Origin of the sequence: Sphingobium sp. B2D3C, assembly GCF_025961835.1 — a bacterium.
GTDB lineage: Bacteria > Pseudomonadota > Alphaproteobacteria > Sphingomonadales > Sphingomonadaceae > Sphingobium.
Map to the genome: position 1 here is coordinate 2,299,195 of NZ_JAOQOK010000001.1, position 23,608 is coordinate 2,322,802.

Sequence of the window (23,608 nt, forward strand, 5' to 3'; positions counted from 1 at the left end):
TTTGCCCTGCTGGTCTTACGGTGCATATGCACGAGCACAAGTGCGATAACGCACGCCTGCCGCGATGGAGAGCGATGAGATGCGATATACCGCCGATGAGGAAGCCAATCTGGCGCTGGTGCGCGGCCTTTTCGACGAGGTGCTCAACCCCATGGATTCGGGCGCCGTGGACCGGTTCATCGCGCCCGACTACATCCAGCACAACCCCTCGGTCGAAACGGGGCGCGCGCCATTCAAGGCGTTTCTCGACCATATCAGGTCCGTGCACCCCCAGGGCGTCCATGATGTGAAGCGCATGTTCGCCGATGGCGATCATGTCATTGTCCACTATCACGTCCGCCGCTGGCCGGACGATAGCGGCTGGGCGGTGGTTGACATCTTCCGGATCGAGAACGGCCTCATTGTGGAGCATTGGGATGTCGCGCAGGACGTGAAGCTCGGCGGGCCGAACGCGAACGGGATGTTCTGAGCAGCGGGCCTTCGCCGCCCGTGCAGATGCGACCAAAAATCGTCGGGCTTTGGGCGGCGCCGGTGGAATGAAATTGACTCTGTGCAACCGACGCGCAAGATCGTGCATTGTCGGGCTGGATTCTACCGCCGTCCGTCTTTTCCGAGGGCTCCGTGACGATCGATTTTCAGGCCCTGCTGGCGCGTTCTCCCAATCCCTATGTGTTGCTCGATAGCGATCTGCGGATCGTTTGGATGAACGACGCCTATCTGCAGGTGACCATGCGCACCCGCGACAAGCTGCTGGGCCAGAACATGTTCGATGCCTTTCCGAGCGACCCGGACTCGGAGAGTCACCGGCAGCTGGAAGCCTCGTTCCGGCGGGTTTTCGCCTCCGGCAAGCAAGACGAGATCGCGCTCATCCGCTACGACATTCCCACGCCCGACGGCGGCATGGACGTGCGTTACTGGAGTGCGACCCACACCCCCTTTGCGGACGAGGCACGCAAGGTCGCCTACATCCTGCAACACACGGTCGACGTGACCGAACTGCAGACGCTGCGGGCCATGCGCGATGAAATGGGCCTGATCCAGCGCGCCAATGCCGTGCAGGCGCGCAATCTGGACCTTGCGGAAGAGGCCGGGCAGTTCAAATCCCTGTTCGAGCAGGCGCCGGGCTTCGTGGCCATTCTGCACGGGCCGGATCATGAGTTCCGCATGGCGAACGCCGCGTATCACAAGCTGGTCGGGGGCCGGGATCTGCTGGGCAAGCGGGTGAAGGACGCCCTGCCGGAAGTGAGCGGACAGCGCTTCCTGAACCTGCTCGACCAGGTCAATCGCTCGGGCAAACCCTTCATCGGGCGTCGCCTCAAGGTGCTGCTGCAGAATGACGAGGGAACCGAGGTGCAGGAGCGCTATCTCGACTTCGTCTATCAACCCACCGTGGGCGAAGGCGGGACTGTTTCCGGGGTGTTCGTCCAGGGCCATGACGTGACCGACCAGGTGGAATCGGAAGAACGACAAGCGCTGCTGATGAACGAGCTCAATCACCGCGTGAAGAACACGCTGGCGATCGTCCAGGGCCTCGCGATGCAGTCCTTCCGCCAGATGCCCGGGTCCGAGGTTCCGCGTCAGACCTTCAATGCGCGGCTAGCGGCGCTGGCGGCGGCCCATAATCTGCTGACGACCAGCAACTGGAAAACCGCCGGCTTCATCGAGACGGTGCGCAGTGCGGCCGAAGCCTCCATCGGCGAGGATCTGGCACGGGTGCATCTCGATGGCCGGGATTTCACCATCGCGCCGCAGACGGCGGTGTCTCTCTCGATGATCATTCACGAACTCTGCACCAATGCTGTGAAATATGGCGCTTTGTCCGTGCCTGAAGGTCACATAGACCTGAGCTGGACGATCGAGGACGAACAAGAGGATTACCGATTGATCGACCTGCGTTGGGAAGAACGCGGTGGCCCGCCCGTCCAGCAACCCGCAAGTCGGGGTTTCGGGTCGCGCCTTATCGAGCACGGTTTCTCGACGGAACGGGCCAGCGGCGTCGTCATAGACTTTCGGCCGACAGGCCTGCTGTGCACCATCAAGGCAAAGCTCACCAACGCATCGATTGTTTCATGAGACTGGACGACCTGACCATCCTGATCGTTGAGGACGAGCCGATTATCGCGCTCGTTCTGGAAGACAAGCTGCTGGATCGCGGCGCGAACCCCGTTCTGGCGCACAGTTTCGACAGTGCGGCAGAGCTGATCGGCCGACAGGCCCTGGACCTCGCCATTCTGGATGTGAACATCCATGGCCAGCAAAGCTATCCGCTGGCGCAAATGCTGCGAGACAAGGGCACGCCGTGCATCTTCGTGACCGGCTATGGCGGCGCGCTGCACCCCGAGGCGTTCGCGCACGTCACCACGCTGACCAAGCCCTATAGCGTGGCCGCGTTGGATGACGCGCTCCAGACGGCGCTGGCATTCAGAAATGCCAGCCAGCCGGAACCCGACACGCCGCTGACCTGACCGGTCAAAGCCGCGTCACCGGCGCGGCGGCGTTTTCAGGCCAGCTCGACCGGCGTTGTATCGTAGCCCGCCACAGCCAGCGCCTGCATCAACCGCTGGAGATGGGCTTCGTCGCGCGTCTCGCACTCCACATCCAGAGTCAGGCCCTTGGCGGGCAGATTGGTGAAAATCCGCTGGTGGGAGAGCTCCAGGATGTTCACCGCCTCCTGATCAAAGATGCGAGCGACATGGAACAGCGCGCCGGGACGATCCTGCATGATGATGCGCAGGCGCGCCAAGCGGCCTGAACGGGCCAGATCGCGCAGGAGCACATTGGCGAGCAGGCGCGTATCGATGTTGCCGCCGCACAGCACCAGGCCCACCGTCTTGCCGGCGAACAGCGGCTTGTGCTCGATCAACGCCGCAAGACCGGCGGCGCCAGCGCCCTCGACCACGGTCTTCTCGATCTGGAGCAGCAGGCTCACCGCCTGTTCCAGCGCGCGCTCGGTCACGAGCACGACATCATTGGCGAGCGCGGTGACGAAGCGGCGCGTGAGCTGCCCCGGCTCCTTGACCGCAATGCCCTCGGCCAGCGTATCGCCATCGCAGGGCAGGTTGGCGCTCTTCACCACATCGTACATCGAGGGGTAGAGTTCGGCCTGAACGCCGATCAGCTCGATATCCGGGCGGATGCCGCGCGCAGCGGTGCCCATGCCCGAGAAGAGCCCGCCGCCGCCGATGGGGATGACCAGCGTGTCGATCTCCGGCGCGTCCTCCAGCATCTCCAGCGCCACCGTGCCTTGCCCGGCGATGATGTCCGGCTCGTCGAACGGGTGGACGAAGGTCAGCCCGCGCTCGGCTTCCAGCTTGCGCGCGTGATTATAAGCGTCCTCGAATTTCTCGCCTTCCAGCACCACGGTCGCGCCGTGACCCTCGGTCTGCATCACCTTCACCAGCGGCGTCGTCATGGGCATGACGATGGTAACGGGTACGCCGAGCTTGGCGCCGTGATAGGCAAGGCCCTGTGCGTGGTTGCCGGCCGACGCCGCGATGACACCCTTGGACCGCGACGCATCGTCCAGCAGCAACAGGCGATTGAGCGCGCCGCGCTCCTTGTAGGCGGCGGTGAACTGGTGGTTCTCGAACTTGAGATACACGGTCGCGCCGGTCATCTGCGAGAGCGTCTTGCTCACCACCGTGGGCGTGCGCAAGATCGAGCCCGAAATTCGCGCCGCCGCCGCGCGGACATCGGCGACGGAGACGGGCAGCGCATCGGCACTGGCCGTCAGGGGCTCAAGCGGTTCGATCCTGTTCATGGCGCCGCCCCCTACTCCCATCTGGCGCATCCTGCAAACTGCCACTATGCCCTGCTTATGGCAAAAATCGCGTTTATCGGGCTGGGAGTGATGGGCGGACCAATGGCGGGGCATCTCGCCGCCGCCGGGCACGACCTCTCGGTGTTCAATCGGTCGATGGGCAAGACCCAGGCCTGGGTCGAGCAGCATGGCGGCGAGGCGGCAGTCAGCCCCGCGCAAGCCGCGGCGGAGGCCGAGGTCGTCATCAGCTGCGTCGGCAATGATGCCGACCTCGAAGCGGTGACCATCGGGCGCGACGGCGCGTTCCGCACGATGCGACCCGGCGTGCTGTTCATCGATCACACCACCGTCTCCGCCAAAATCGCGCGGCAGCTCGCAGACGAGGCGGAGAGCCGGGGGCTTCATTTCGTCGATGCGCCGGTTTCCGGCGGACAGTCCGGCGCGCAGGGCGGCACGCTGTCGGTGATGTGCGGCGGCACCCAGGCGGCGGTCGAGACAGCGCGGCTGGTCATGCAAAGCTATGCCGCCCGCATCGTGCATTGTGGCGAGGCCGGCGCGGGCCAGACCACCAAGATGGTCAACCAGATCTGCATCGCCGGCGTGCTGGAGGGCCTCTCCGAAGCGCTGCGGTTCGCGCAGGCAGCAGGGCTCGACCTCGGCAAGGTCCAGGAAGCGATTGGTGGCGGCGCCGCGCAAAGCTGGCAGATGGACAATCGCTGGAAGACGATGAGCGAGGACAGCTTCGATTTCGGCTTCGCAGTGGAGTGGATGCGCAAGGATCTGGGCCTGGCCCTTGATGAAGCGCGCACGCTCGGCGCCACATTGCCGGTCACGGCGCTGGTCGATCAATATTATGCCGAGGTCGTCGCCATGGGCGGCGGACGGCAGGATACCAGCGCGTTGGTGAGGCGCCTGCGCAAGCCATGAGTTTTGCACGAAGGACAAGCGCCGTTCTGGCGGCGCTCGCGCTTGGACTGGGCATGGGCGCGACCCGCGCGGACGCGCAGGGCCTGATCGATAATGTGAACGGCATCACGGTCGATGCGACCGGGGATCTCGTGCATTTCACCGGCCTTGTCATCAGCGACGATGGCCGGGTGGAAAAGCGGCTGGCGCGCGGCGAGAAACGCCCCGATCGGCCGAGCTTCCGCTTTGACGGCAAAGGCCGCACGCTGATGCCAGGCATCATCGACGCGCATGTTCATGTCATTGATCTCGGCTTCTCGCGCCTCAATCTGGACCTGAGCGATACCAATTCGCTCGAAGAGGCGCGGCAGAAGATCGCCGCCTTCGCTGCGGCCAACCCCGGCCGTCCGTGGATCATCGGCTTTGGCTGGAATCACGAGAAGTGGAACCTCGGCCGCTTCCCGACTGCCGCCGACCTCGATGGGCTGGGCGATGGGCGCCCGATCTGGCTGGAGCGCGTCGATGGTCATGCCGGCTGGGCCAATGCCGCCGCGCTGGCCGCCGCAAAGATCGCGCCGACCAGCAAGGCGCCTGTCGGCGGGCGGATCGAGATGGTCGCAGGGCGTCCCAGCGGCATCCTCGTCGACAAGGCGATGGCGCTGATGACGCCCGCCCTCCCCCGACCCCAGCCCAAGGATTATGACGCGGCACTGTCCGCCGCGCAGGATGCGCTGCTGGCGCGCGGTGTCACCACCGTGGCCGACATGGGCACCAGCATCGAGCATTGGCAGGCCTATCGCCGGGCCGGGGACCGGGGGGCGCTACGCATCCGCATTCTGGGCTATGCCGCCGGCATGGAGCAGGCCGCGCTGATCGCCGGGCCTGCGCCGACGCCGTGGCTCTACAACGACCGGCTGCGGCTGGGCGGCGTCAAGCTGGTGCTGGATGGCGCGCTCGGCTCACGCGGCGCCTGGCTCAAGGCGCCTTATGCCGATGCGCCCAAGGAGAGCGGCTTAGCGCTGCTGACATCAGCCCAGTTGCGCAACCAGATGAGCCGGGCAGCGATGGACGGCTTCCAGCTTGCCGTTCACGCCATTGGCGATCAGGCCAATGCCGAGACTCTCGATGCCATCGAGGAACTGAGCGAGACCTATAAGGGCGACCGGCGCTGGCGGATCGAACATGCGCAGATCGTCGAGCCGGCCGATCTCGCCCGTTTCGCGCGCAGCGGCACGATCGCCTCCATGCAGCCGCAGCACGCCACCTCCGACTGGGCGATGGCGACGCGGCGGCTCGGGCCGGAGCGGCTCGGCGGCGCTTATGCCTGGCGCACGATGCTCGACAACAAGGTGCCGCTGGCATTCGGCTCGGATGCCCCCGTGGAGCCGGCGGATGCCTTCATCGGCCTCAAGTCTGCCACCACGCGGCTCGATGCCCGCAACGAGCCGGCCGGCGGCTGGCTGCCCTCGCAGCGCCTGACACTGGCGGAAGCGCTGCGCGCTTATGGCCGCGGCGCGGCTTATGCCGCTTTTGCAGAGGAGCGCTTCGGCAATCTCGCACCCGGCCAGCGCGCCGATTTCCTCATTCTGGACCGGGACATCGAACTGGCCAGCCCCACCGACCTTGCCGCGACGCAGGTCCTCGAACTGTGGATGGACGGCAAGCGCGTCGCTCTGAAGGATCGCTAAATCGTGAACGCCATTCGCCTTGCCACCAAATATGTCGAGAAGCCCTGGGGCCGCACCGATCTGCCAGCGGCCTATCCGGATGGACAGGGCCGGCAGATTGGCGAGGTCTGGTTCGATGGGCCGGACGGCCAGCATCCGCCGCTGCTCGTCAAATATATCTTCACCAGCGAGCGCCTGTCCGTCCAGGTTCACCCTAATGACGCACAGGGCCAGGCGCGCGGTCTACCGGGCGGAAAGAGCGAGTGCTGGCTCATCCTCGATGCCGAGCCCGGCGCGACGCTTGGCATGGGGACGCTCCGCCCGCTGGATGATGAGACCCTGCGCGCCGCCTCGCTCGATGGGAGCATCGAGCATCTGATGGACTGGAAGCCGGTGAAGGCCGGCGACTTCTTCTACATCCCCGCCGGGACTGTCCACGCCATCGGTGCTGGCGTCACGCTGGTCGAGGTGCAGCAGAATGTCGATGTGACCTATCGGCTCTACGATTATGGCCGCCCGCGCGAGCTGCATCTGGATGATGGCGTCGCCGTGAGCCGCGCCGAGCCCTATACGCGGGCGCCGGTCAACATCGCAGATGTGGATGCGGACACGCTTCTCCGCCGCGACGAGGCGCCCTTCACGCTGGCGCTGGAGCGCTGGCATGAAGGCAGCCATGACCTGGACTGCGCCAATGGCCCGTGCTGGTTCGTTCCGCTGAGCGGCCGGGGCATGATCGACGGACAGCCTTGGGCAGCGGGCGAGTGCTGGCTGGTGACCGATTCCGCCACGCTCACCGTGACCGAACCGGCCCGGGGCCTCATCGCGCAAAGCTGAGCCTGCCAGACTTAGTCAATGAGAGCGCGCGCCCGGCCCGCGCAGCTCTGCTCATTCCCCTTGCGCTTAGCCGCAAAAATACTGGCATTCGAGATTGCAAAGCCCTATTCAGCGCCCGACAACGGCGAGGACTGAAAGAGGCTCTGCAATGGCAAAAGACAACAAAATTACATTTTACGATCTGGCGTTGGCGAGCGGCGCGACGATCAGCCCCTTCGTGTGGGCGACGAAATATGCGATCGCCCACAAGGGCTTTGAGATCGACACGGTGCCCGGCGGCTTTACCGGCATTCTGGAGCGCACCGGCGGCAAGACCGAGCGCCTGCCGGCGATCGTCGACGATGGCAAATGGGTGCTCGATAGCTGGCTGATCGCCGAATATCTGGACGAGACCTATCCCGACCGGCCGACGCTCATTCCGCACCCCAGCGTGCGCGCCCTCACCCAAGGCATGGAAGCCTGGCTGTGGAAAGAAGCGATCAGCCCGTGGATGACCTGCTTCCTCAAGGAATATCGTGATCGCTCGCTCCCGCAGGATCACCAATATGTCACCGAATCGCGCGAGCGGATGTTCGGCCGCAAGATCGAGGACATCATCGTGGGCCGTGAAGACCGCCTGCCCAAGGTGCCGCCGAACCTCCAGATCATGCGCAATGTGCTGGCGGAGAATAAGTGGTTCGGTGGCGATACGCCCAATTATGCCGATTACCGCCTGCTCGCCGTGTTCCTGTTCACCGCCTCGGTGGCAGATACGCCCGTGCTGACCGACGACGATCCGCTGCGCGATTGGATCGAGCGCGGGTTCGATCTGTACGGTGGCCTTGGCCGTCACCCCGGCCTCTCGCCCATCTTCGGCCTGCAACTGCGCGAGGGCGATCCGGAACCGTTCGTGAAGGGCAATGCCAAGAACGGCCTCTCCAGCCGCAACACCGGCCCGCAGTCGACTTCGGCGGAAACCGCGCGGCTCAAGGGTGAGGCCCAGCCGGCCGCCTGAGCGCCCACAACATCGCCCTTTCGAGGCGACAAGAGACAGACAGGCGGCAGGCTTCACGGCGTGCCGCCTGTTCGTTTTTGCGATCTCTTGCCGTCCGCCCGCACCCGGATTACCCACAGCGCAGGAGAGGAGACATAATCATGAAAAATCTTGCTCGCCGGGTCGGCTTGGCCCTGGCTCCCATCGCCATCTGTGCCGCCCCTGCCCTCGCCCAGCAGGAACTGCCACCCGTGCTGGCCAGCGGCGCGAAGTCCGATGTCGCGCCCGCCGTGCAGATCCTGCGCTGGCACATGAACGATGCGGACGTCGCGTCCCTGACCTTCCGCAGCATGGACACGCTGTTCACCACACGCTCGGCGCCGCGCTCCGGGCCGATCTGGCAGCTCCCGCGCAACGACAAGCCGCTCGATTTCAGCTATGCCTATAAGGGCACGACCTACAAGGCCGACGACCTTCTGGAGCGCACCTATACCAACGCGCTGCTGGTGATGAAGGACGGCAAGATCGTCACCGAGATCTACCGCAACAATAGCAATGAGCAGACCCGCTTCATGGGCTGGTCGATGACCAAGTCGCTGACATCTATTCTCATCGGCAGCGCGCTGGCGGAAGGGCGGATCAAGTCGCTCGACGATCCCATCACCGCCTATCTGCCTGAGCTGAAGGGCTCGGGCTATGAGGGCGTGTCGATCCGCCACATCCTGCAGATGCGCTCGGGCGTGGACTATGAGGAGCGCTACGACTTCGCCAATCCCGGCATCGCCGCGACCAATCACATCAATGCGCTGGTCAAGAATGTCTCGCGCTTTGCCGACATGGCGCGGCAGGTGAAGCGGCTGCACACGCCGGGCACTGTGTTCCAGTACAAGACCATCGACACTGCCGTGCTCGGCTGGCTGATCGAGCGGGTGAGCGGCGGCGACACCATTGCCGGCTATGCGACCAAGCATCTGTGGGAGCCGCTGGGCGCCGAGCGTGACGGCTTCTTCATCATGGATGGCCCGCCGGGCGTCGGCCGCGAGTTCAACGGCGCCGGCTACAATGCCACGCTGCGCGATTGGGCGCGCGTGGGGCAGATGATGCTCGATGGCGGCAAGGCCAATGGCAAGCAGATCGTCTCGGCCGCCTGGGTCGCGGAATCGACGCGGCCGACCGACCCCAAGGAAGCAGGGCCAATGGGTTATGGCTATCAGTGGTGGACGCTGGGCGGCGGCTCCTACTCCGCCATCGGCCTGCAGGGACAATATGTGTTCGTCGATCCGGAGAGCCGCACGGTGGTGGTGAAGCTCAGCTACTTCCCGCCAGCCAATATGAGCGCGGACGAAGAGACGGCTGCATTCCTGAAGGCCGCAGCCGCCTGGACACCGCGCTGAGCGCCATCTCTCGAGCATGAGAAATGCCCCGGCCTCTCATCGAAGCCGGGGCATTCCGAACGGTCTGTCCCACACAGCGCCGTTCTGCGGCGACGGTGCGAGGGAGGCTTACTCGTCGCCGGTGCTGGCAGACTGGCCGGCCGCGCCGGAACCCTGGACCGAGCCACTCACGGTGCCGCTGGCATCCACCGAGCTGGCGGTATCACGCACCTGACCGGCCGCGGTGCGAGCAGCGTTGGCCGTTCCACGAGCGGTACCGCGCGCCGTTTGAGCCGCACCGCGGGCCGTGCCGCGCGCGGTCTCCACTGTGCCGCGAGCGGTGCCCCGCGCCGTCTCGGCCGTGCCCTGCACCGTGCCCCGCGCCGTGCCGACGACTTCGCCCGCCGTACTGCGGACCGCGTCGGTGCCAACGCCCTGCGCCGAGACACCGACGCTCTTGTCGATACTCTGGCTGGTACCGAGCGCACCGCCACCGGTCACGGAGCCAGCCGGGCCAGTCGCGGACGTCGCCCCTTCAACGGTGCCGGCAACCGTGCCGGCCAGACCCGCATTGGCGCTGGCCGAACCCGAGCGCGTATCGACCGAGCGGCTGGTGTCGGCCCGGCCCGCGCCGGACAGGGTGCCGGTGACGCTCTGGGAGGCAGAGCCGACCGAGCCGAGCGTACCGCCAAGATTGCCGGCACCGCCCAGCGTGCCACCAAGCGTGCCGCCCAGCGACCCGCCGGCATTACCAAGGAGCTGCGCCTGCGCGGGCATCGCGAAAATAGCGGCAGCGGCGAACGTGGTGATCAAAATCCGGTTCATATGTCATCTCCTTCAAGATGCGGGCCTCTCTTCTGGCCCGTCGGAAGGAGAACGATGGCCGGATGGGACTTCATCCCGACCCGCCGGAAAAATTTTTACCGCGCGGTCGCGGGCACCGTGCGGCAGGCTTTGCAGACGATGCCGCGCCCGACATTGCCCTTGCCCTTCACCGCTTCGCCGGCCACCGCGCTGACGCGACGCGCGGGAGAGCCCTGCGCGGCAGCCAGACGTGCCGCAACGAGCGGCGCGGCAAAGGATGTGCCGCGCACTTTCCCATAGCCCTTGCCGGGCAGCGCGGCGACCATGTCAGCGCCCGGCGCGGCAAAATCCAGATGCCTGGCGCGCCCCGCCTCGAGTAGCGCCCGGTCCCGCCCATCGACACCGGTGACCGCAATCACGCCGGGATAGGAAGCCGGATACATGGGCGGCGCGGCAGGCCCGTCATTGCCCACCGCCGCAACGACGATCACGCCGCGCTGCTGCGCCAGCGCCACGGCGCGGGCCAGCAACTGGTTGGGCGGCCCAACCAGCGAAACAGTGATGACCGGCGCGCCACTCTTGACCAGCCAGCCCAGCGCCTGCGCGATCAGCTCAGCCGATCCGGCAGCGGGATTGCCGCCATAGACATCCGCCGCCAGCAATACTCGCCCCGTGGCCGCGCCCTTGAAGGCGCCGTCCCGGCCGACCAGCAGCGAGGCGATGGCCGTTCCATGGCCGCTGCCCTTGGGCCCGCCCGCCGCGAAGCCGCGTTGGCGGATCGATGCTCCAGCCAGCGCCGGATGGGCCGCGACGCCACCGTCGATCATGCCGATGGGCACATCGCTGGCCCCGCTCTCGCCGGCCGCCGCTGCGCCGTCCGCGCCGCCCAGCGCCCCGCCGGCTGGCTCGAAGACATGGTTGAGATCGAACACGCCCTCCGGCGCGAGCTTGCGGGCGCGCTCCAGCGCCTTGCGCGCCGTTTCGCCGCGCGGCACGCCGAGCACATGGGTGCGCAGGCCCAGTTCCGCCATCGTCTCCGTCCGCAATGTCTCGAAACCCGCCGCCTTGAGGCGCGCGAGCAGATCCGGAGACGAATCAAGCGCGATGATCTCGCCCCGCCGCACCGGCTGCCCGTCGGCATCCGCCTCCAGCACATCGCGGTTGGCGCGGATCAGCGCATCGAGCCGGGCGCGGCGCAAATCACGCAGGGACACCCGGTCCAGCGTGTCAGCCGCGCGGATGCTGAGCGTGTCCACCGCGCCGCCGATGGTCGCGGGCGCATCACGCAAGAGCGGATCGACCACGCCGCCGGCGATCTGGCCAGGAAGTTGACTGGGAAGTTGGCTGGGAAGCTGGCCAATATTGCCCGGCAGAAGCTGCGCCTGCGCACTTGCGCCGAGCAGAGCGGCGATCAGGAGAATTGCGGTTGATTGTCGCGCCATGGTCGGTCCTTATCATTTTTTCTCAAGCTTTGGATGAAACGCTCGTGCCGCGTCGTTTCATCCACGAGAGCTGAAAGGAATTGGCTTGGACGGGTTCGAGGAAGGCCTCACTGCCATGTTGCCGCGCCTGCGCCGGTTCGCACATGGGCTGTCGCACAGCGCCGCCGACGCGGACGATCTGGCGCAGATCGCCGTGGAGCGCGCCTTGCGGTCCCGCAGCCAGTGGCAGGCCGGCACACGCCTCGACTCCTGGCTCTACCGGATCACGCGCAACGCCTGGATCGATACGGCGCGCGCACGAAACCGTGAGTCCGCGCGCCTACTGCCGGAGGAAGCCGGCGAGCAGGTGGGCGAAGACCCCCGGCCCGGCCTCGAAGCCCGGCTGGACCTCGACCGGATGATGGCAGCGATGACCCGGCTGCCGGAAGACCAGCGCGAGGCTGTCGCGCTCGTGCTGATCGAAGGCTGCGGCTATCGGGAGGCCGCGGAGATATTGGAGATACCCGTCGGCACGCTGTCGAGCCGGCTGGTGCGTGGACGCAATGCGCTGCTGGCGCTTGTGGGCGAAGGATGAGCAGATGACGGACCCAAGGATCGGCCCCATGATCGATGACGAAACGCTCTATGCCTGGCTCGATGGCGAACTGCCCGAGGACGAGGCCAAGCGTGTCGCCGCACTCGTCGCCGCCAATCCCGCGCTGGGCGAGAAGCTGGAAGCGCAGCGCCGGTTGCAGGCGGGCCTGCGCGCGGCCTTCGATCCAGTCGCCGCTGCCCCGGTGCCGGCCGGCATGGCCGCAATCGCAACGAGCGATGGGGCCGTGCAAGGCTTGGCCGAAGCGCGCGCCCGGCGCACAAGCCGTGCGGGCTTTGGCCTGCCGCAATGGGCGGCCGTCGCGGCGGCACTGGTGGCGGGGTTCGTCGGGGCGCAGATGCTGCCAAAGGGCGGCGCCACCGCTCAGGACGGGCTGGTCGCAAGCGCAGAGCTGACGCAGGCACTGGACACCCAGCTTGCCAGCGCCGGGGATGCCGATGGTGCCGCTGCGCCGGTCAGGGTTCGCCTCACCTTCAAGGACGGCAAAGGCGACATTTGCCGCAGCTTCGATACCGCCAGCACCGCCGGGGTCGCCTGTCGGGATCAGGACAGCTGGGCCGTCCGCGCGCTGGTCAGCCATCCCCGCCAGACCGAGGGAAGCTATCGCATGGCGACCAGTGGCGATGCCGCCATCATGGCCTATGTGGACGCCCAGATCAGCGGCGATCCGCTGGATGCGGCGGCCGAAAAGCGGGCCATGGCGAAAGGGTGGAAGAAATAACTGCCATACAGGCCGGAGGATAAAAAAGGTGGTCTTGCTGCGCCAATCGGCCCGAGGTGCCACCATTGATGGCCTGACTCTTAGGCGGCGCCGTCCCAGTTTACCTGGGACGCACACTCACCGACCGGCCCACCCCGCGAGTTGCCCCATATTGCCGGCTCAGCTTTTCCCGCCCTCTGAAACAGCCTTGGCAATGGCGGCCTGGTTGGCACCGCTGAATTCATCGCGTCTCTCGTGGACCCAGTTGAAGGACCGTTCCCGTTGGGCATTGGCCCGGTTAAACCGTGGCATGACGTAGCGCATCATGAGCTCATAAGACCGCTTGGTCGCTTCGAAATCCATCCAATTGGTCCCGGTCATCGTAATATAACCGAAGCCACCCGTCTTTTCCCATAAGGCCTCGAGATATTCGACGGCATCGTCTGGCGTGCCGATCAACCCGCCACGCGCCGCGATGATGCGCTCCGGATCGGATCCGGCTTTGGCGCGCGTATCCGCATAGCTTTTCGGGTTGAGCGCTTCGAGATAAGCCAGCCAAGGCTCGAGCCCGAAACGCATGGCCGCAGCGGCATCCGCGCGGCTCTCGGCCAAGTGGAAGGAAACCACGACACGCAGATTATCGCGATTGAGTTGATTGCCGTGGGCGCTGCCGGCTTCTTCCGCCAGCTTCCATGCCGCGGCAACATCGCCGCCGCCATGAGTGAGGATGCCTAGACCGTATTTGCCTGCCAGGCGCGATCCGATCGGCGTCTTGGAGGTCACGACCGCCATTTCGGGACGACGGAAGCTATAAGGCGCCATTTGGAGGCTCGCCTCCCGCAGCGAGAACCAGTCGCTATCGTGATCGACGACTTCGCCATCCAGCAAACGGACAATCACATCCAAGCCTTCGACCAGCCTCTCACGCTGCTGTTCCGGCTTGATGTTCAACATGTGCGCATCGGACACCAGCATGCCGGGACCAAAGCCGAACATGGCCCGACCGCGTGTCTGATGATCGAGCTGCAGGATGCGATCCGCAATCATATAGGGGTGATGATAGGGCACCGAGATCACCCCGGCGCCGAGCTTGATCCTCGAGGTCCGTTCCGCCGCAGCCGCGATGAACAACTCTGGCGAGCCATATATTTGCATGCCACCGGAATGATGCTCGCCCATCCACAATTCGGCGAAACCGAGATGCTCCAGCCAGTCCACAAGCTCGAAATCCCGACGCATGCAGAGCGCCACGTCCTCATCGTTGCCGTGATGTGGGGGCAGGAATACGCCTGCACGAACGTTGCGCCTCTCATACATGGGTTTTCTCCCGCAAATCTTATCGTCACGGCCCGACTATCAACGCAATAATTAAAACACAATAGAAATTATTATTTCGTGAGACTCGCGAAGCCTGACCGCTCGGACAGCGAGCGAACCGAGCGCGTGAAAAGCGGCTCATCGCACGTGGGATACGGGCCGTAATATACCGTCTTTTCCGTGTCATATCCCGAGTGAAGGGAAGTTGGCAGATGACGCAAAAACGGCAACCTTCACAAGCGCTCACAGCTTTACTTCGGTTTTTATATATATCTATAAATAAGTTGTTTCGGCGGGAATGATCGGTTAGGAGGATGGCGTTTCTCGCCAGGCCCAACCAGGGCTGGACGACGTCAAGAGACCAAAAAAACTCGGCGCGCCATATGCTGCCGAAGCTGACTGGAGGGAGGATTATGAAGACACTCAGGAAAGTTGCCGCTTTCACGCCACCGCGCGGAACATGGAAGGCAACCACCGCACTCGTGACCAGCATTGTCCTGAGCCTACCGAGCGCTGCGAATGCGTCGGAAGGTGGCCAGCCCGATGGCATGGCGGCTCTTCCTCAGGCCGGCACACAAGCCAGCGCGCCGGAAAGCGCCAATAGCACCGACATCATCGTAACCGGATCTCGCGCCGCCGCGGCCGGCTTTTCTGCACCATCGGCCGTGTCAGTCATCGGCGCCGATATCGTCGATCAGCAGTCGCCGATCAGCATTGCAGAAGTGCTGCAGCAGGAGCCGGCTTTCAAGGCCACGCGCTCGGTCGGCGGAAACGCGAACAACTTCGCGAGCCCGGGGCAGGCGACGGCAGATCTTCGGGGGCTTGGCGGGCAGCGAACCCTCGTGCTCGTCGATGGGTCACGGGTTGTGCCTCAGGCATCTTCGGTCACGACCGGATCACCCGTCGCGACGGACCTCAACGTCATTCCAACGAACATGATTGAAAGGGTCGAAGTAGTCACGGGCGGCGCGTCCGCACAATATGGATCGGATGCCGTTGCAGGCGTGGTCAACATTCTTCTCAAGAAGAAGATGACCGGCATCGAGCTGTCTGCCCAGACCGGCATTTCGCAGCAAGGCGACAATTTCCGTTACAAGCTCGGCGCCGTGGGAGGCTTGTCGTTCGGGGACGGCCGAGGGAACATCGTCGTGGCGGTCGAGAAAGCCCGCAGTGACGAGATTCAGGACATTTATCGCCGCGATTGGGGACGCCGCGAAGAGATGATCGTCACCAACAGAGCCTATCTGACCAATGGCTTGCCCGCCAATATCGTGGCCGACGGCGTGCGCAATTCCAACAGCATCGGCGGCCGCATCATCGGCCCTGCCAACTTCAGCCTGCGCAACTATACCTTCAATGATGATGGCACCATCCGGCCCTATCAGGTCGGCAGTGTCGATGACGGCACCAATCAGATTGGCGGCGAGGGTCTTAGCCGGTCCAAGGGGTCGAGCCTGATCCCCGGCATCGAGCGCTTTGTCGTTCACGCCCTCAGCAGTTTCGAAGTCTCGCCTGCTCTTAATATCACCCTGTCCGGGGGCTATTCAGAGACGCTAGGCCTGTTCACCGGCGGCCTGCCGAACTTTGCGTCCTTTACGATCCGCAACGACAATGCCTTCCTGCCGCAAGCGGTCAAGAATGCCATGGCTGCGCAGGGGCTGACCAGCATCACCGTCGCCAAGGGTGTCTATGATGTCGGGAACATCAATTTCCGGGTAAAGAACAAGACGCCGCACGGCACGATTGGCGTCGAGGGCGACCTCGGCAATTCGTGGCACTATGATGCCCATTATTCCTATGGCGAAAACCAGTTCCGCAGCGACTTCAGCAATAACTTCTCACCCGCCTTCTGGAATCTGGCAGTGGATGCTGTCGCGGCTCCGGGCGGCGGGATCGTCTGCCGGTCGACCCTCGCCGGGCAGCCTGCCAATCCCCTCGCCGCTGGCTGTGTTCCAGTCAACATCTTCGGGCCGAATGCCGTCAGCACCCAAACGCCGGCCGCGCTCGCTTATGTGAACCGCTCCGATTATCACGAGGTGATCTACAAGCAGCACGCCGCGAGCATCAACATGCGCGGCGAGCCGTTCTCCACCTGGGCTGCGCCTGTCGCCGTCGCCTTTGGTGGTGAGTATCGCCAAGAGTCGCAGGTTTTGACGGCCGGTCCGCTCGCGACAGCCGGTCGGTTTGCGATCGGCAATGTCGCGCCCTTCTCCGGCAAGTTCAATGTCAAGGAAGGCTATGTCGAGGCAATCGTGCCGCTCGCCAGGGACCTGTCTTTCGCGCGCAATCTCGATCTCAATGGCGCCATTCGCTATGCCGATTACAGCACCGCCGGGGGCCAGACGACCTGGAAGGTGGGCGGCGTATATGAGCCCATCCAGGGGCTGCGTTTTCGCGTGACACGCTCGAAGGACATCCGTGCAGCGGCGATCTACGAACTGTTCTCGCCCGGTTCTTTCGTGAACGTGCCTTTGACGGTGAACGGGGTCACGGCCGTCATTCCGCAGAACCGCACGGTGGGGAATCCCGATCTGAGGCCTGAGAAGGCCGACACGCTCACCCTAGGCGTTGTCGTACAGCCCTCGAGCCTGCCCGGGCTGCGCATGTCACTCGACTACTATCTCATCGACCTCAAGGATGCGATCGACTCGATCACTGCCGCCAATATCGGCAATGCCTGCTCGGCGGGCGATGCCCAGGCGTGCAGCTACATCACCTTCAGCGGCGCAACGCCGACGCGCCTCGTCGCGCCTGTCCAGAATATTTCGCAGTTCAAGACGAGCGGACTGGACATGGCACTCTCTTACCAGGTCAGTCTTGGCGGCGGCGTGTCCATGAGCACGCGTTTCACCGGAACCTACGCCTTGCGGTCCTATATCAATGGCATCGACCGGTCGGGCGAGAACGGGATGGGCAGCCTCGGCTCACAGCCACGCTTCCGGGGAAATCTCACGCAGACATTCAGCACCGATGCGGTCTCGCTGTCAGCGCAGCTCTTGTACATCAGCAAGGGCAAGAACGATAACCAGTTCGACACGATCCCTGCGTTGACGATCAATGAGAACGACATACCGGCCGCCGCTTACGTCAATCTGTTCTCGACGATCCGCGTAGCGGGCAATTTCGAGCTGTCCGCCAGCGTCTCCAATCTCCTCGACAAGGATCCTCCGTCCAGTCCCTATGCGACGCAGAGCCAGCCGGTGAACGGCCAGCTCTACGACAAGATCGGACGCGTGTTCGAGGTAGGGGCGAAGGTTCGCTTCTGACGATCGGGCGGGCCAGTGCGGCGAGCGCGCTGGCCCGTTCCACGGAAGTCTCTGCTGCTTCAATTGCCCTGACGAGGCGAACTGCTCGCCACCGCCATGGCGACCCGTTCCGTTGGCCGGTTCAGCGGTGCATGGACCCGCCTTTCCAGACCTCCTGCTCTCACGCGGTAAAAACGATCATCCGGCAGCGATAGGGGCGCCCAGGCTGACGTAGGAACCGTTCGCGTATACCAGCGGGCTGACCTCATCAGTGAGGAACACTTCTTCGACACGGCCGATCACAATGTGATGCGTGCCATAGTCCAGAGCCTGCTCGTAGCGACAGAAAAAGCTCGCCTGCGCATCTTCCAACCGGGGACAGCCATCTGCAGCCGTGCCCCACTTGCCCGTGGCGAACCTTTCTTCTCCGCGCGCTTTGCCGGCACACGCTGCCGATATGTCGGCATGGTCGCTGTGCAAAATATTCACGCAGAAGTCGGCGCCTTCAGAGAGCGGCAGGTACAAGCTCGCCGAGCGATTGACGCAGATGAGCAGCGATGGGGGATCCATGCTGAGTTCGCTCACCGCGGTCGCGGCCATCGCGTAGCGCGCGCCATTATAGCGACAGGTGATCACGACGACGGCTTTGGCGAGACGCCGCAGCCCCTCGCGCAAGCTGATGGCCACGGGGGAGAGTTCGGTCATGTCATTTGCTCCGTCACGCTGCCTGACGCTCTGTCTGGCGGCGGTGGATGATAAGGTCTTCGATTGAGCCAATGCAGAGCCCGTGCCGATCGGCGAAGCGGATGAGGTCGGGCAGACGCGCCATTGTGCCATCATCGTTGAGGATCTCGCAGATCACGCCTGCGGGCTTCAGGCCGGCCAGCCTTGCCATGTCGACCGCTGCCTCTGTGTGACCAGGTCGCGTGAGGACGCCACCGGGCTGCGCGACGAGCGGGAAGATATGGCCTGGCGAGACGAGGTCGGGCGGCCCGCACTTGTCGTCGATGGCCGCGGCGATGGTCCGCGCGCGGTCATGGGCCGAGATGCCGGTCGTCACGCCCTCGGCAGCTTCGATCGACACCGTGAAAGCCGTGCCATGCGGCGCGTTGTTTGTTGCGACCATTGGCTGCAGATCCAGATCCTCCGCGCGAGCCGCAGTGAGGGCGAGGCAAATCAAACCGCGGCCATAACGGGCCATGAAGTTGATTTCCGCGGCCGTTGCAAATTCGGCTGCAATAACGAGATCACCTTCATTCTCTCGATCTTCCGAATCCACGAGGATGATAGGCCTGCCCGCACGAAGCGCGCCAACCAGCTCATGGATGGGCGAGAGCGGGGACAGCGGTCCGTCCACGACCGGACGTGGATATTCTGCCTCAAGCATCGCGCAGGGCCACGACAGGGATCAGCAGATGGGAGTCATGCTCGCCCCCGGTGTGGATGTGGTGCATGCCTCGATTGACCGTGTCTTCGTGCCGCATGTAGAGCATCGGCTTGGGATACTGGTAAATGTCCCGCCCCTTGATCCTGATCCGCAGCACGTCGCCGGCCCTGAAGAGCGTGCCGGAGGGCAGTATCTCGATCTGCGCTTCGACAATCTCTCCCGGCGTGACCTTCCACTCAGAGGTGTTGGTGAGCACGGGCTGAAATTCGGTCGAGCGTTCGGCGTCCAACTCACGCCGCGAGAGGCGCAACCAGCCATAGGCGGCAGCGCCGTCCTCGAACACAGCCCAGTGGATGAAGCCCACCTTCTCGCCATCTTCGACCTTTTCGACCGCGACAAATACGTCCATGTCATCGGCGTCTTCGGTGGAGACCATGAGCTTGAGCTTCATATGCCCGACGAGCGCACAGTCTTCATCGAACCGATAGTCGAACGTCGCCTCTGCCGCGTCATCGAGCGGATCATAGCTCCGGATTGCTTCGGCGGCGACTGGCTTGCCGCTCATGTGTCCGGTCGCTGCGTCGAGATACAACCGACGGTATTGGGTGTTCTCCACGGGCCATTGCTCTGACTGCTTCATGATTGCCGAGCCAGCCTTGTCGCGCACGTGCAGCCTGATCGGCGGCCAGGCGCCCATGTCGTTCGATACGCCCTTCAGAACATGGTCGAAGAACGCTGTCTGGCGCGCGATGGACGCAGGTTCGTAATAATAGCCCCATTTCTTGCCGCCATGAACCTCGAGCCACTTGCGCGAAGATGCGATTTTCTTGAAGCCTTCGAGGGTGCCGCGCGTATGCACGCCGTGGTCGCTCCAGCTCGCGACCACATAGGCCGGGACGTCGATCCGGCCGAAATCAGGCACCTTCGATTGCCAGTACTCGTCGAAGAACGGATGCTCGGCGGTAAACGCCCAGAGATCCTCCACCATGGTATCCGAGGCGCCCCAACGCACCTGGATGTGCGGCCAGAAATGCGTCTCTGGGATGCCCCCGTGGCGCACGATCTCATTGAAAGTGTCCGACCAGCCCTCCCAAGGATTGATAGCCGCCAGATGCGGCGGGTTAAGTGCGGCCACGTTCCACTGCGACGACGAGAGGTAGGATACGCCTGACAGACCTACGCGCCCGTTGCTCCATGGCTGCGTGCCGGCCCATTCGATGAGATCATAATGAGCTTCGCCTTCCTTGCGCGAGAAATAGCTTGCTGCGGTTTCCGCGTACCAAGTTCCGGGGATGTCGGCCGTAATCACCGCATAGCCCTGGCCGGTCCAGTAGACGGGATCCGGGGCCTCGAAAATGGTGAGGTCCGACTGCCACTCTGCCTTCACGCCGGATGTCGGATAGAGCGTCGCAAGCGGCGCCGGGTCGTGCTTGCCATAGGGGGTCCAGGCGACCAGAACAGGGATCGGCCCCGTCAGGTCCGCTGGCAGAAAGAGGTCGATCCAGAGCGGCTTGCCTTCCCGGGTCGGCACCGCAATGTCCCGCTCGATGCGGATGCGATCGCGGAAGGAAAGCTCGTGCTGGCGGGGGCGCCCTCCACGAAATTGCGGCGTGTTGGGCGGCCGCCTCAGTCTTTCCCGATAATCGCCCATCCTCTCGCTCTCCACTGACCAATTGGCTTGCGCCTCATAACCGGGGCCGGGATTAATTTCAATACGATTAGAATTTATTCCGGGCGTGATGTAGGCCGCCGTTCCCATCCTGCCGGCCTTTCGCGTAAACTGCGCGTCCGTAGAAAATGACAAGGGGACCGGCTATGGCTATGAACGCCCCGTATCGCGGGATGTCGGCCGGACTAACTGGCTGGCGTGCAAGCCGATTATGCGCAGGCAGAGTTTTCAAGGTGTCGGATAAATCCGATGCCCTTTCCAGGGTGGTTAAGATGGGCCGGAAGAAGGCGGAGAGCCAAAACAGCAGCGAGGGTGCCGAAACGAAGGGCGCGCGACCGGCCAAAAAGCGCTCGATCGGCCGTCCATCCGGGCAGCGTGGTATCGGCAAGAAGCTGTTGATCGACAAGACTGTCGAACTCCTGCGCCATGTGCCGCCCGAAAAGCTGTCCCTGTCCATGGCGGCGCGCAATGCCGGGGTACACCTCACCCTTTTCAAATATTATTTCACCGACCGAACCCGGCTGCTGGTCGACGTCGCGCGAACCCTGGCCGTCTCTTTGGGCGACGGCCTCGCCCAGACCGAAGCGGGATCCCTGCCGGCCGTGGAGCGGATAAAGATCAGAATCGACACGATGGTCGACTTCTTTTTCGTCAATCCTTTCTATCACCGGCTCATGACCGAGATTATCGCCGACGAGACCGATCCGCTCGCGGCTGAGCTGATCGCTTTGTGGGTGGGGAAGACGCTCGATATCTATCGCGACATTATCGACAAGGGCGTGGCGGAAGGGTCGTTGCGGAAGGTCGATCCCTACTTCACATTTTTCGCGATCATGGGGCTGTGCGAGCAATATCAGCACGCATCCCGCTTCGTCGAGCAAGGCAATTTGGCAGCAGGCGGCGCCCCTCATTCCGACGTGGCGGCAGAATATAAGGCCTTCGTCTATCAGCTCATGCTGAGTGGAATTGCGCTCGAGCCCGCCCGCACGGGCTGAGCCTCACGGCAGCATTACTCATCGGTGTTCGACGACGTTCCACCAGTGGGAGCGAGCGATGCCGCTCGTCCTGAGCAGGAACATCCGCACGACGGCCGGGGTAATACATATTTATAGCATCCTATAAAAAACTTTTCTTCTCATTTTGCGCGTGATAGGGAGCCCAAAACCAGGAGGATTGTGATGTCTGTTACGACGGTCGATGAGCAAGTGAACGCCTCACGCCAGCGCCCTTTTGCCGGCCAGGAATATGGCCGGGTCCCTGACGGCACCTATCTCAAGAACTGGAATCCGATCATGCTGGCCTCGGAGCTGGTGCAGGGAAAGATCGTCGGGAAGGATTTTCTCGGGACGCGCATCATCGTCTACCGCAACGAGCAGGGTGAGCCTGTCGTGCAGAGCGCCTACTGCCCCCATGTCGGCGCCGACCTGTCCGGCGGGGAAATTGTCGATGGCAAGGTGCGCTGCCCCTATCATCACTGGAAGTTCGCTGCCGATGGCCGATGCGCTGAAATTCCAGGCGAGACGATTATTCCCGGCGCCGCGAGGATCTACAATTATGCCGCTGCCGAGCGCTGGGGCATGATCTGGGCATTCAACGGAGAAGAGCCGCTCTATCCCCTTCCCGAGATGCCGAACCTTAGGGAAGACGAGCTGGTCTACCGTGCGTTTCACAGAGGGCAGCGAGAGATCGAAGGGTGGATTGGCTCCTCGAATCTGGTGGACTTCCAGCATCTGTCCACCGTGCATGGCATCCCTGACCCGAATCCGGTCAGCGTGGTGTTCGAGGACTATCTCATTACCGTCCGACAGGAATCCGTGACGCGGATCGCCGATACGCAGCTGTGGGGCGCAACCTGGCTTACCGCGCATATGCAGTTTCCCAATGGCAGCGAGCGCTTGTTCATGGCCGGGAGTTCGCAGGTTGCGCCCGGCTGGTCCGACGCGTTCTTCGTCGTCGCCATGCGTCGGTCCGATGCGGAGAAGATGGGCGACCAGGCCGCGCAGGAAGAGTTGGATAACCGCATCGCCTATATGCACAAGCTATATGCGGAGGATGAGCCGATCCTCTTCAAGCTCCGTTTCCGGGGCTATGGCAAAAGCGCGCTCCTGAGGGCCGACAAATATTTCGGCCAGTTTCTCCAGTATCTCGAGAAATATCCCCGCTCCGCACCCTTCGACGTCTGAGGACCGATCCGTAAAAAGGGATGAGGAATGACTGAGGCTGGACGGGTTGCACTTGTGACCGGGGCAACCCGGGGCATCGGGTTCGAGATTGCCAGAGGCCTGGCAGAGCACGGCATGCGGGTGGTGATCGGCGCCCGCGATCCTGCGAGCGGGCAAAAGGCTGCCGAGGCCCTGTGCGATCAGGGCCTGGATGCCCATTATGTGATCATCGACGTGACCGATCGCGCATCGGTTCAGGCTGCGGCTGCGGTGCTAGCAGACCGCTTCAAGCGGCTCGACGTCCTGGTCAACAATGCCGGCATTTCCCTGGACAAGCACAGCCTGCCAAGCACCGCCGATCTCGACGAAATGCGCAGGGTGTACGAAACCAATGTCTTCGGCGTGGTGGCGGTCATCCAGGCGATGCTGCCGCTCCTCCGCCAATCGGACCGTGGCCGCATCGTCAACATGTCGACGGGCCTTGGCTCCCTTGCGCTGACCCGCGGGCCGGATGGGCCGATGGCGTTCAGTCGCCTCCTCGCCTACAACAGCTCCAAGACGGCGCTCAATGCCGTGACCGTGCAATTCGCGAACGAACTTGCCGGGACGCCAATCAAGATCAACGCGGCCAATCCGGGCCTTTGCGCCACAGAGCTTTCTGGCGGCAAAGGCCAATCGCCGGTGGCGGGGGCGAAAGTCGCCATCTCCCTTGCTCTCCTGGACGCAGACGGGCCGACCGGCGGTTTTTTTGGTGAGGGTGGTCCAGTGCCATGGTAA

General features: G+C 63.8%; 21 protein-coding genes. 14 read left to right on the plus strand and 7 right to left on the minus strand.

Annotation, left to right across the window (positions count from 1 at the left end; genetic code table 11):
* Positions 1-79 precede the first annotated feature (79 nt).
* The 3 genes from M2339_RS10730 (at position 80) to M2339_RS10740 (ending at position 2,465) form a co-directional block, all read left to right on the plus strand.
* The gene (locus tag M2339_RS10730; RefSeq protein ID WP_264574524.1) at positions 80-469 is read left to right on the plus strand and encodes a nuclear transport factor 2 family protein; all 390 of its coding nucleotides are present in this window, start codon (positions 80-82) and stop codon (positions 467-469) included.
* 152 nt (positions 470-621) lie between these two features.
* Entirely contained in the window at positions 622-2,073 is a 1,452-nt protein-coding gene (locus tag M2339_RS10735; protein ID WP_264606333.1) for a sensor histidine kinase, read from the plus strand.
* A complete protein-coding gene (locus tag M2339_RS10740; protein WP_264572131.1) occupies positions 2,070-2,465 on the plus strand; it encodes a response regulator in 396 nt (131 codons plus the stop codon). The genes M2339_RS10735 and M2339_RS10740 overlap by 4 nt, the downstream gene beginning before the upstream one ends.
* Positions 2,466-2,500: 35 nt before the next feature.
* Here M2339_RS10740 and M2339_RS10745 read toward each other — a convergent pair whose 3' ends face one another.
* The gene (locus M2339_RS10745; protein WP_181558795.1) at positions 2,501-3,760 is read right to left on the minus strand and encodes a threonine ammonia-lyase; all 1,260 of its coding nucleotides are present in this window, start codon (positions 3,758-3,760) and stop codon (positions 2,501-2,503) included.
* Between the two features lie 57 nt (positions 3,761-3,817).
* Here M2339_RS10745 and M2339_RS10750 point away from each other — a divergent pair, with 57 nt between their 5' ends.
* The 5 genes from M2339_RS10750 to M2339_RS10770 all read left to right on the plus strand — a co-directional run bounded on the left by M2339_RS10750 (position 3,818) and on the right by M2339_RS10770 (position 9,534).
* Positions 3,818-4,687 carry an NAD(P)-dependent oxidoreductase gene (locus tag M2339_RS10750; protein ID WP_264572130.1) on the plus strand — a complete coding sequence of 290 codons (870 nt, stop codon included), beginning with the start codon at positions 3,818-3,820 and terminating at the stop codon, positions 4,685-4,687.
* Positions 4,684-6,354: an amidohydrolase gene (locus tag M2339_RS10755; protein WP_413714811.1), complete on the plus strand. Its 1,671-nt coding sequence runs from the start codon at positions 4,684-4,686 to the stop codon at positions 6,352-6,354. The genes M2339_RS10750 and M2339_RS10755 overlap by 4 nt, the downstream gene beginning before the upstream one ends.
* Positions 6,355-6,357: 3 nt before the next feature.
* The gene (locus M2339_RS10760; RefSeq protein WP_264586630.1) at positions 6,358-7,167 is read left to right on the plus strand and encodes a class I mannose-6-phosphate isomerase; all 810 of its coding nucleotides are present in this window, start codon (positions 6,358-6,360) and stop codon (positions 7,165-7,167) included.
* A gap of 148 nt (positions 7,168-7,315) precedes the next feature.
* Positions 7,316-8,161, plus strand: a complete 846-nt coding sequence (locus M2339_RS10765) for a beta-etherase (protein ID WP_264572128.1) — start codon at positions 7,316-7,318, stop codon at positions 8,159-8,161.
* A gap of 140 nt (positions 8,162-8,301) precedes the next feature.
* A complete protein-coding gene (locus M2339_RS10770; protein ID WP_264606334.1) occupies positions 8,302-9,534 on the plus strand; it encodes a serine hydrolase domain-containing protein in 1,233 nt (410 codons plus the stop codon).
* A gap of 108 nt (positions 9,535-9,642) precedes the next feature.
* On the opposite strand, the gene M2339_RS10775 is transcribed toward M2339_RS10770, so the two are convergent.
* Positions 9,643-10,338, minus strand: coding sequence for a hypothetical protein (locus M2339_RS10775; RefSeq protein ID WP_264586628.1), 696 nt, complete (start codon positions 10,336-10,338; stop codon positions 9,643-9,645).
* 95 nt (positions 10,339-10,433) lie between these two features.
* Positions 10,434-11,759 (minus strand): S8 family serine peptidase, encoded by a 1,326-nt coding sequence (locus tag M2339_RS10780; RefSeq protein ID WP_264586627.1) that lies wholly within the window; start codon positions 11,757-11,759, stop codon positions 10,434-10,436.
* 115 nt (positions 11,760-11,874) lie between these two features.
* Here M2339_RS10780 and M2339_RS10785 point away from each other — a divergent pair, with 115 nt between their 5' ends.
* Positions 11,875-12,333 (plus strand): RNA polymerase sigma factor, encoded by a 459-nt coding sequence (locus tag M2339_RS10785; protein WP_264588316.1) that lies wholly within the window; start codon positions 11,875-11,877, stop codon positions 12,331-12,333.
* A gap of 28 nt (positions 12,334-12,361) precedes the next feature.
* A complete protein-coding gene (locus tag M2339_RS10790) occupies positions 12,362-13,072 on the plus strand; it encodes an anti-sigma factor family protein (RefSeq protein ID WP_264586626.1) in 711 nt (236 codons plus the stop codon).
* A 159-nt stretch (positions 13,073-13,231) separates the two neighbouring features.
* Here the strand turns inward: M2339_RS10790 and M2339_RS10795 are convergent, their stop codons facing one another.
* Complete coding sequence (locus tag M2339_RS10795; protein ID WP_181558785.1) at positions 13,232-14,368, minus strand: LLM class flavin-dependent oxidoreductase; 1,137 nt, start codon at positions 14,366-14,368, stop codon at positions 13,232-13,234.
* Between the two features lie 482 nt (positions 14,369-14,850).
* Between M2339_RS10795 and M2339_RS10800 the strand changes: the two genes are divergently transcribed.
* Complete coding sequence (locus M2339_RS10800) at positions 14,851-17,634, plus strand: TonB-dependent receptor domain-containing protein (RefSeq protein ID WP_264606335.1); 2,784 nt, start codon at positions 14,851-14,853, stop codon at positions 17,632-17,634.
* 177 nt (positions 17,635-17,811) lie between these two features.
* Here M2339_RS10800 and M2339_RS10805 read toward each other — a convergent pair whose 3' ends face one another.
* From M2339_RS10805 to M2339_RS10815, 3 genes are read right to left on the minus strand one after another with little or no spacing between them, the layout of a single operon-like run.
* Entirely contained in the window at positions 17,812-18,318 is a 507-nt protein-coding gene (locus M2339_RS10805; protein WP_264578232.1) for a flavin reductase family protein, read from the minus strand.
* Positions 18,319-18,331: 13 nt separating this feature from the next.
* On the minus strand, positions 18,332-19,000 hold the full coding sequence (gene ribB, locus M2339_RS10810; protein ID WP_319801000.1) for a 3,4-dihydroxy-2-butanone-4-phosphate synthase: 669 nt from the start codon (positions 18,998-19,000) through the stop codon (positions 18,332-18,334).
* The gene (locus M2339_RS10815; protein WP_264586624.1) at positions 18,993-20,759 is read right to left on the minus strand and encodes a CocE/NonD family hydrolase; all 1,767 of its coding nucleotides are present in this window, start codon (positions 20,757-20,759) and stop codon (positions 18,993-18,995) included. The genes ribB and M2339_RS10815 overlap by 8 nt, the downstream gene beginning before the upstream one ends.
* A 56-nt stretch (positions 20,760-20,815) precedes the next feature.
* Between M2339_RS10815 and M2339_RS10820 the strand changes: the two genes are divergently transcribed.
* The 3 genes from M2339_RS10820 (at position 20,816) to M2339_RS10830 (ending at position 23,608) form a co-directional block, all read left to right on the plus strand.
* On the plus strand, positions 20,816-21,664 hold the full coding sequence (locus M2339_RS10820) for a TetR/AcrR family transcriptional regulator (protein ID WP_264578230.1): 849 nt from the start codon (positions 20,816-20,818) through the stop codon (positions 21,662-21,664).
* A gap of 183 nt (positions 21,665-21,847) precedes the next feature.
* Positions 21,848-22,852 (plus strand): Rieske 2Fe-2S domain-containing protein, encoded by a 1,005-nt coding sequence (locus M2339_RS10825; protein WP_264586623.1) that lies wholly within the window; start codon positions 21,848-21,850, stop codon positions 22,850-22,852.
* Positions 22,853-22,879: 27 nt separating this feature from the next.
* Complete coding sequence (locus M2339_RS10830; protein ID WP_264586622.1) at positions 22,880-23,608, plus strand: SDR family oxidoreductase; 729 nt, start codon at positions 22,880-22,882, stop codon at positions 23,606-23,608.

Coding starts and splice junctions, on each gene's coding strand:
- M2339_RS10730 (WP_264574524.1), top strand. CDS start 80: ATGCGATATACCGCCGATGAGGAAGCCAATCTGGCGCTGGTGCGCGGC.
- M2339_RS10740 (WP_264572131.1), top strand. CDS start 2,070: ATGAGACTGGACGACCTGACCATCCTGATCGTTGAGGACGAGCCGATT.
- M2339_RS10745 (WP_181558795.1), bottom strand. CDS start 3,760: ATGAACAGGATCGAACCGCTTGAGCCCCTGACGGCCAGTGCCGATGCG.
- M2339_RS10750 (WP_264572130.1), top strand. CDS start 3,818: ATGGCAAAAATCGCGTTTATCGGGCTGGGAGTGATGGGCGGACCAATG.
- M2339_RS10755 (WP_413714811.1), top strand. CDS start 4,684: ATGAGTTTTGCACGAAGGACAAGCGCCGTTCTGGCGGCGCTCGCGCTT.
- M2339_RS10765 (WP_264572128.1), top strand. CDS start 7,316: ATGGCAAAAGACAACAAAATTACATTTTACGATCTGGCGTTGGCGAGC.
- M2339_RS10770 (WP_264606334.1), top strand. CDS start 8,302: ATGAAAAATCTTGCTCGCCGGGTCGGCTTGGCCCTGGCTCCCATCGCC.
- M2339_RS10775 (WP_264586628.1), bottom strand. CDS start 10,338: ATGAACCGGATTTTGATCACCACGTTCGCCGCTGCCGCTATTTTCGCG.
- M2339_RS10780 (WP_264586627.1), bottom strand. CDS start 11,759: ATGGCGCGACAATCAACCGCAATTCTCCTGATCGCCGCTCTGCTCGGC.
- M2339_RS10785 (WP_264588316.1), top strand. CDS start 11,875: ATGTTGCCGCGCCTGCGCCGGTTCGCACATGGGCTGTCGCACAGCGCC.
- M2339_RS10790 (WP_264586626.1), top strand. CDS start 12,362: ATGATCGATGACGAAACGCTCTATGCCTGGCTCGATGGCGAACTGCCC.
- M2339_RS10795 (WP_181558785.1), bottom strand. CDS start 14,368: ATGTATGAGAGGCGCAACGTTCGTGCAGGCGTATTCCTGCCCCCACAT.
- M2339_RS10805 (WP_264578232.1), bottom strand. CDS start 18,318: ATGACCGAACTCTCCCCCGTGGCCATCAGCTTGCGCGAGGGGCTGCGG.
- ribB (WP_319801000.1), bottom strand. CDS start 19,000: ATGCTTGAGGCAGAATATCCACGTCCGGTCGTGGACGGACCGCTGTCC.
- M2339_RS10815 (WP_264586624.1), bottom strand. CDS start 20,759: ATGGGAACGGCGGCCTACATCACGCCCGGAATAAATTCTAATCGTATT.
- M2339_RS10820 (WP_264578230.1), top strand. CDS start 20,816: ATGGCTATGAACGCCCCGTATCGCGGGATGTCGGCCGGACTAACTGGC.
- M2339_RS10825 (WP_264586623.1), top strand. CDS start 21,848: ATGTCTGTTACGACGGTCGATGAGCAAGTGAACGCCTCACGCCAGCGC.
- M2339_RS10830 (WP_264586622.1), top strand. CDS start 22,880: ATGACTGAGGCTGGACGGGTTGCACTTGTGACCGGGGCAACCCGGGGC.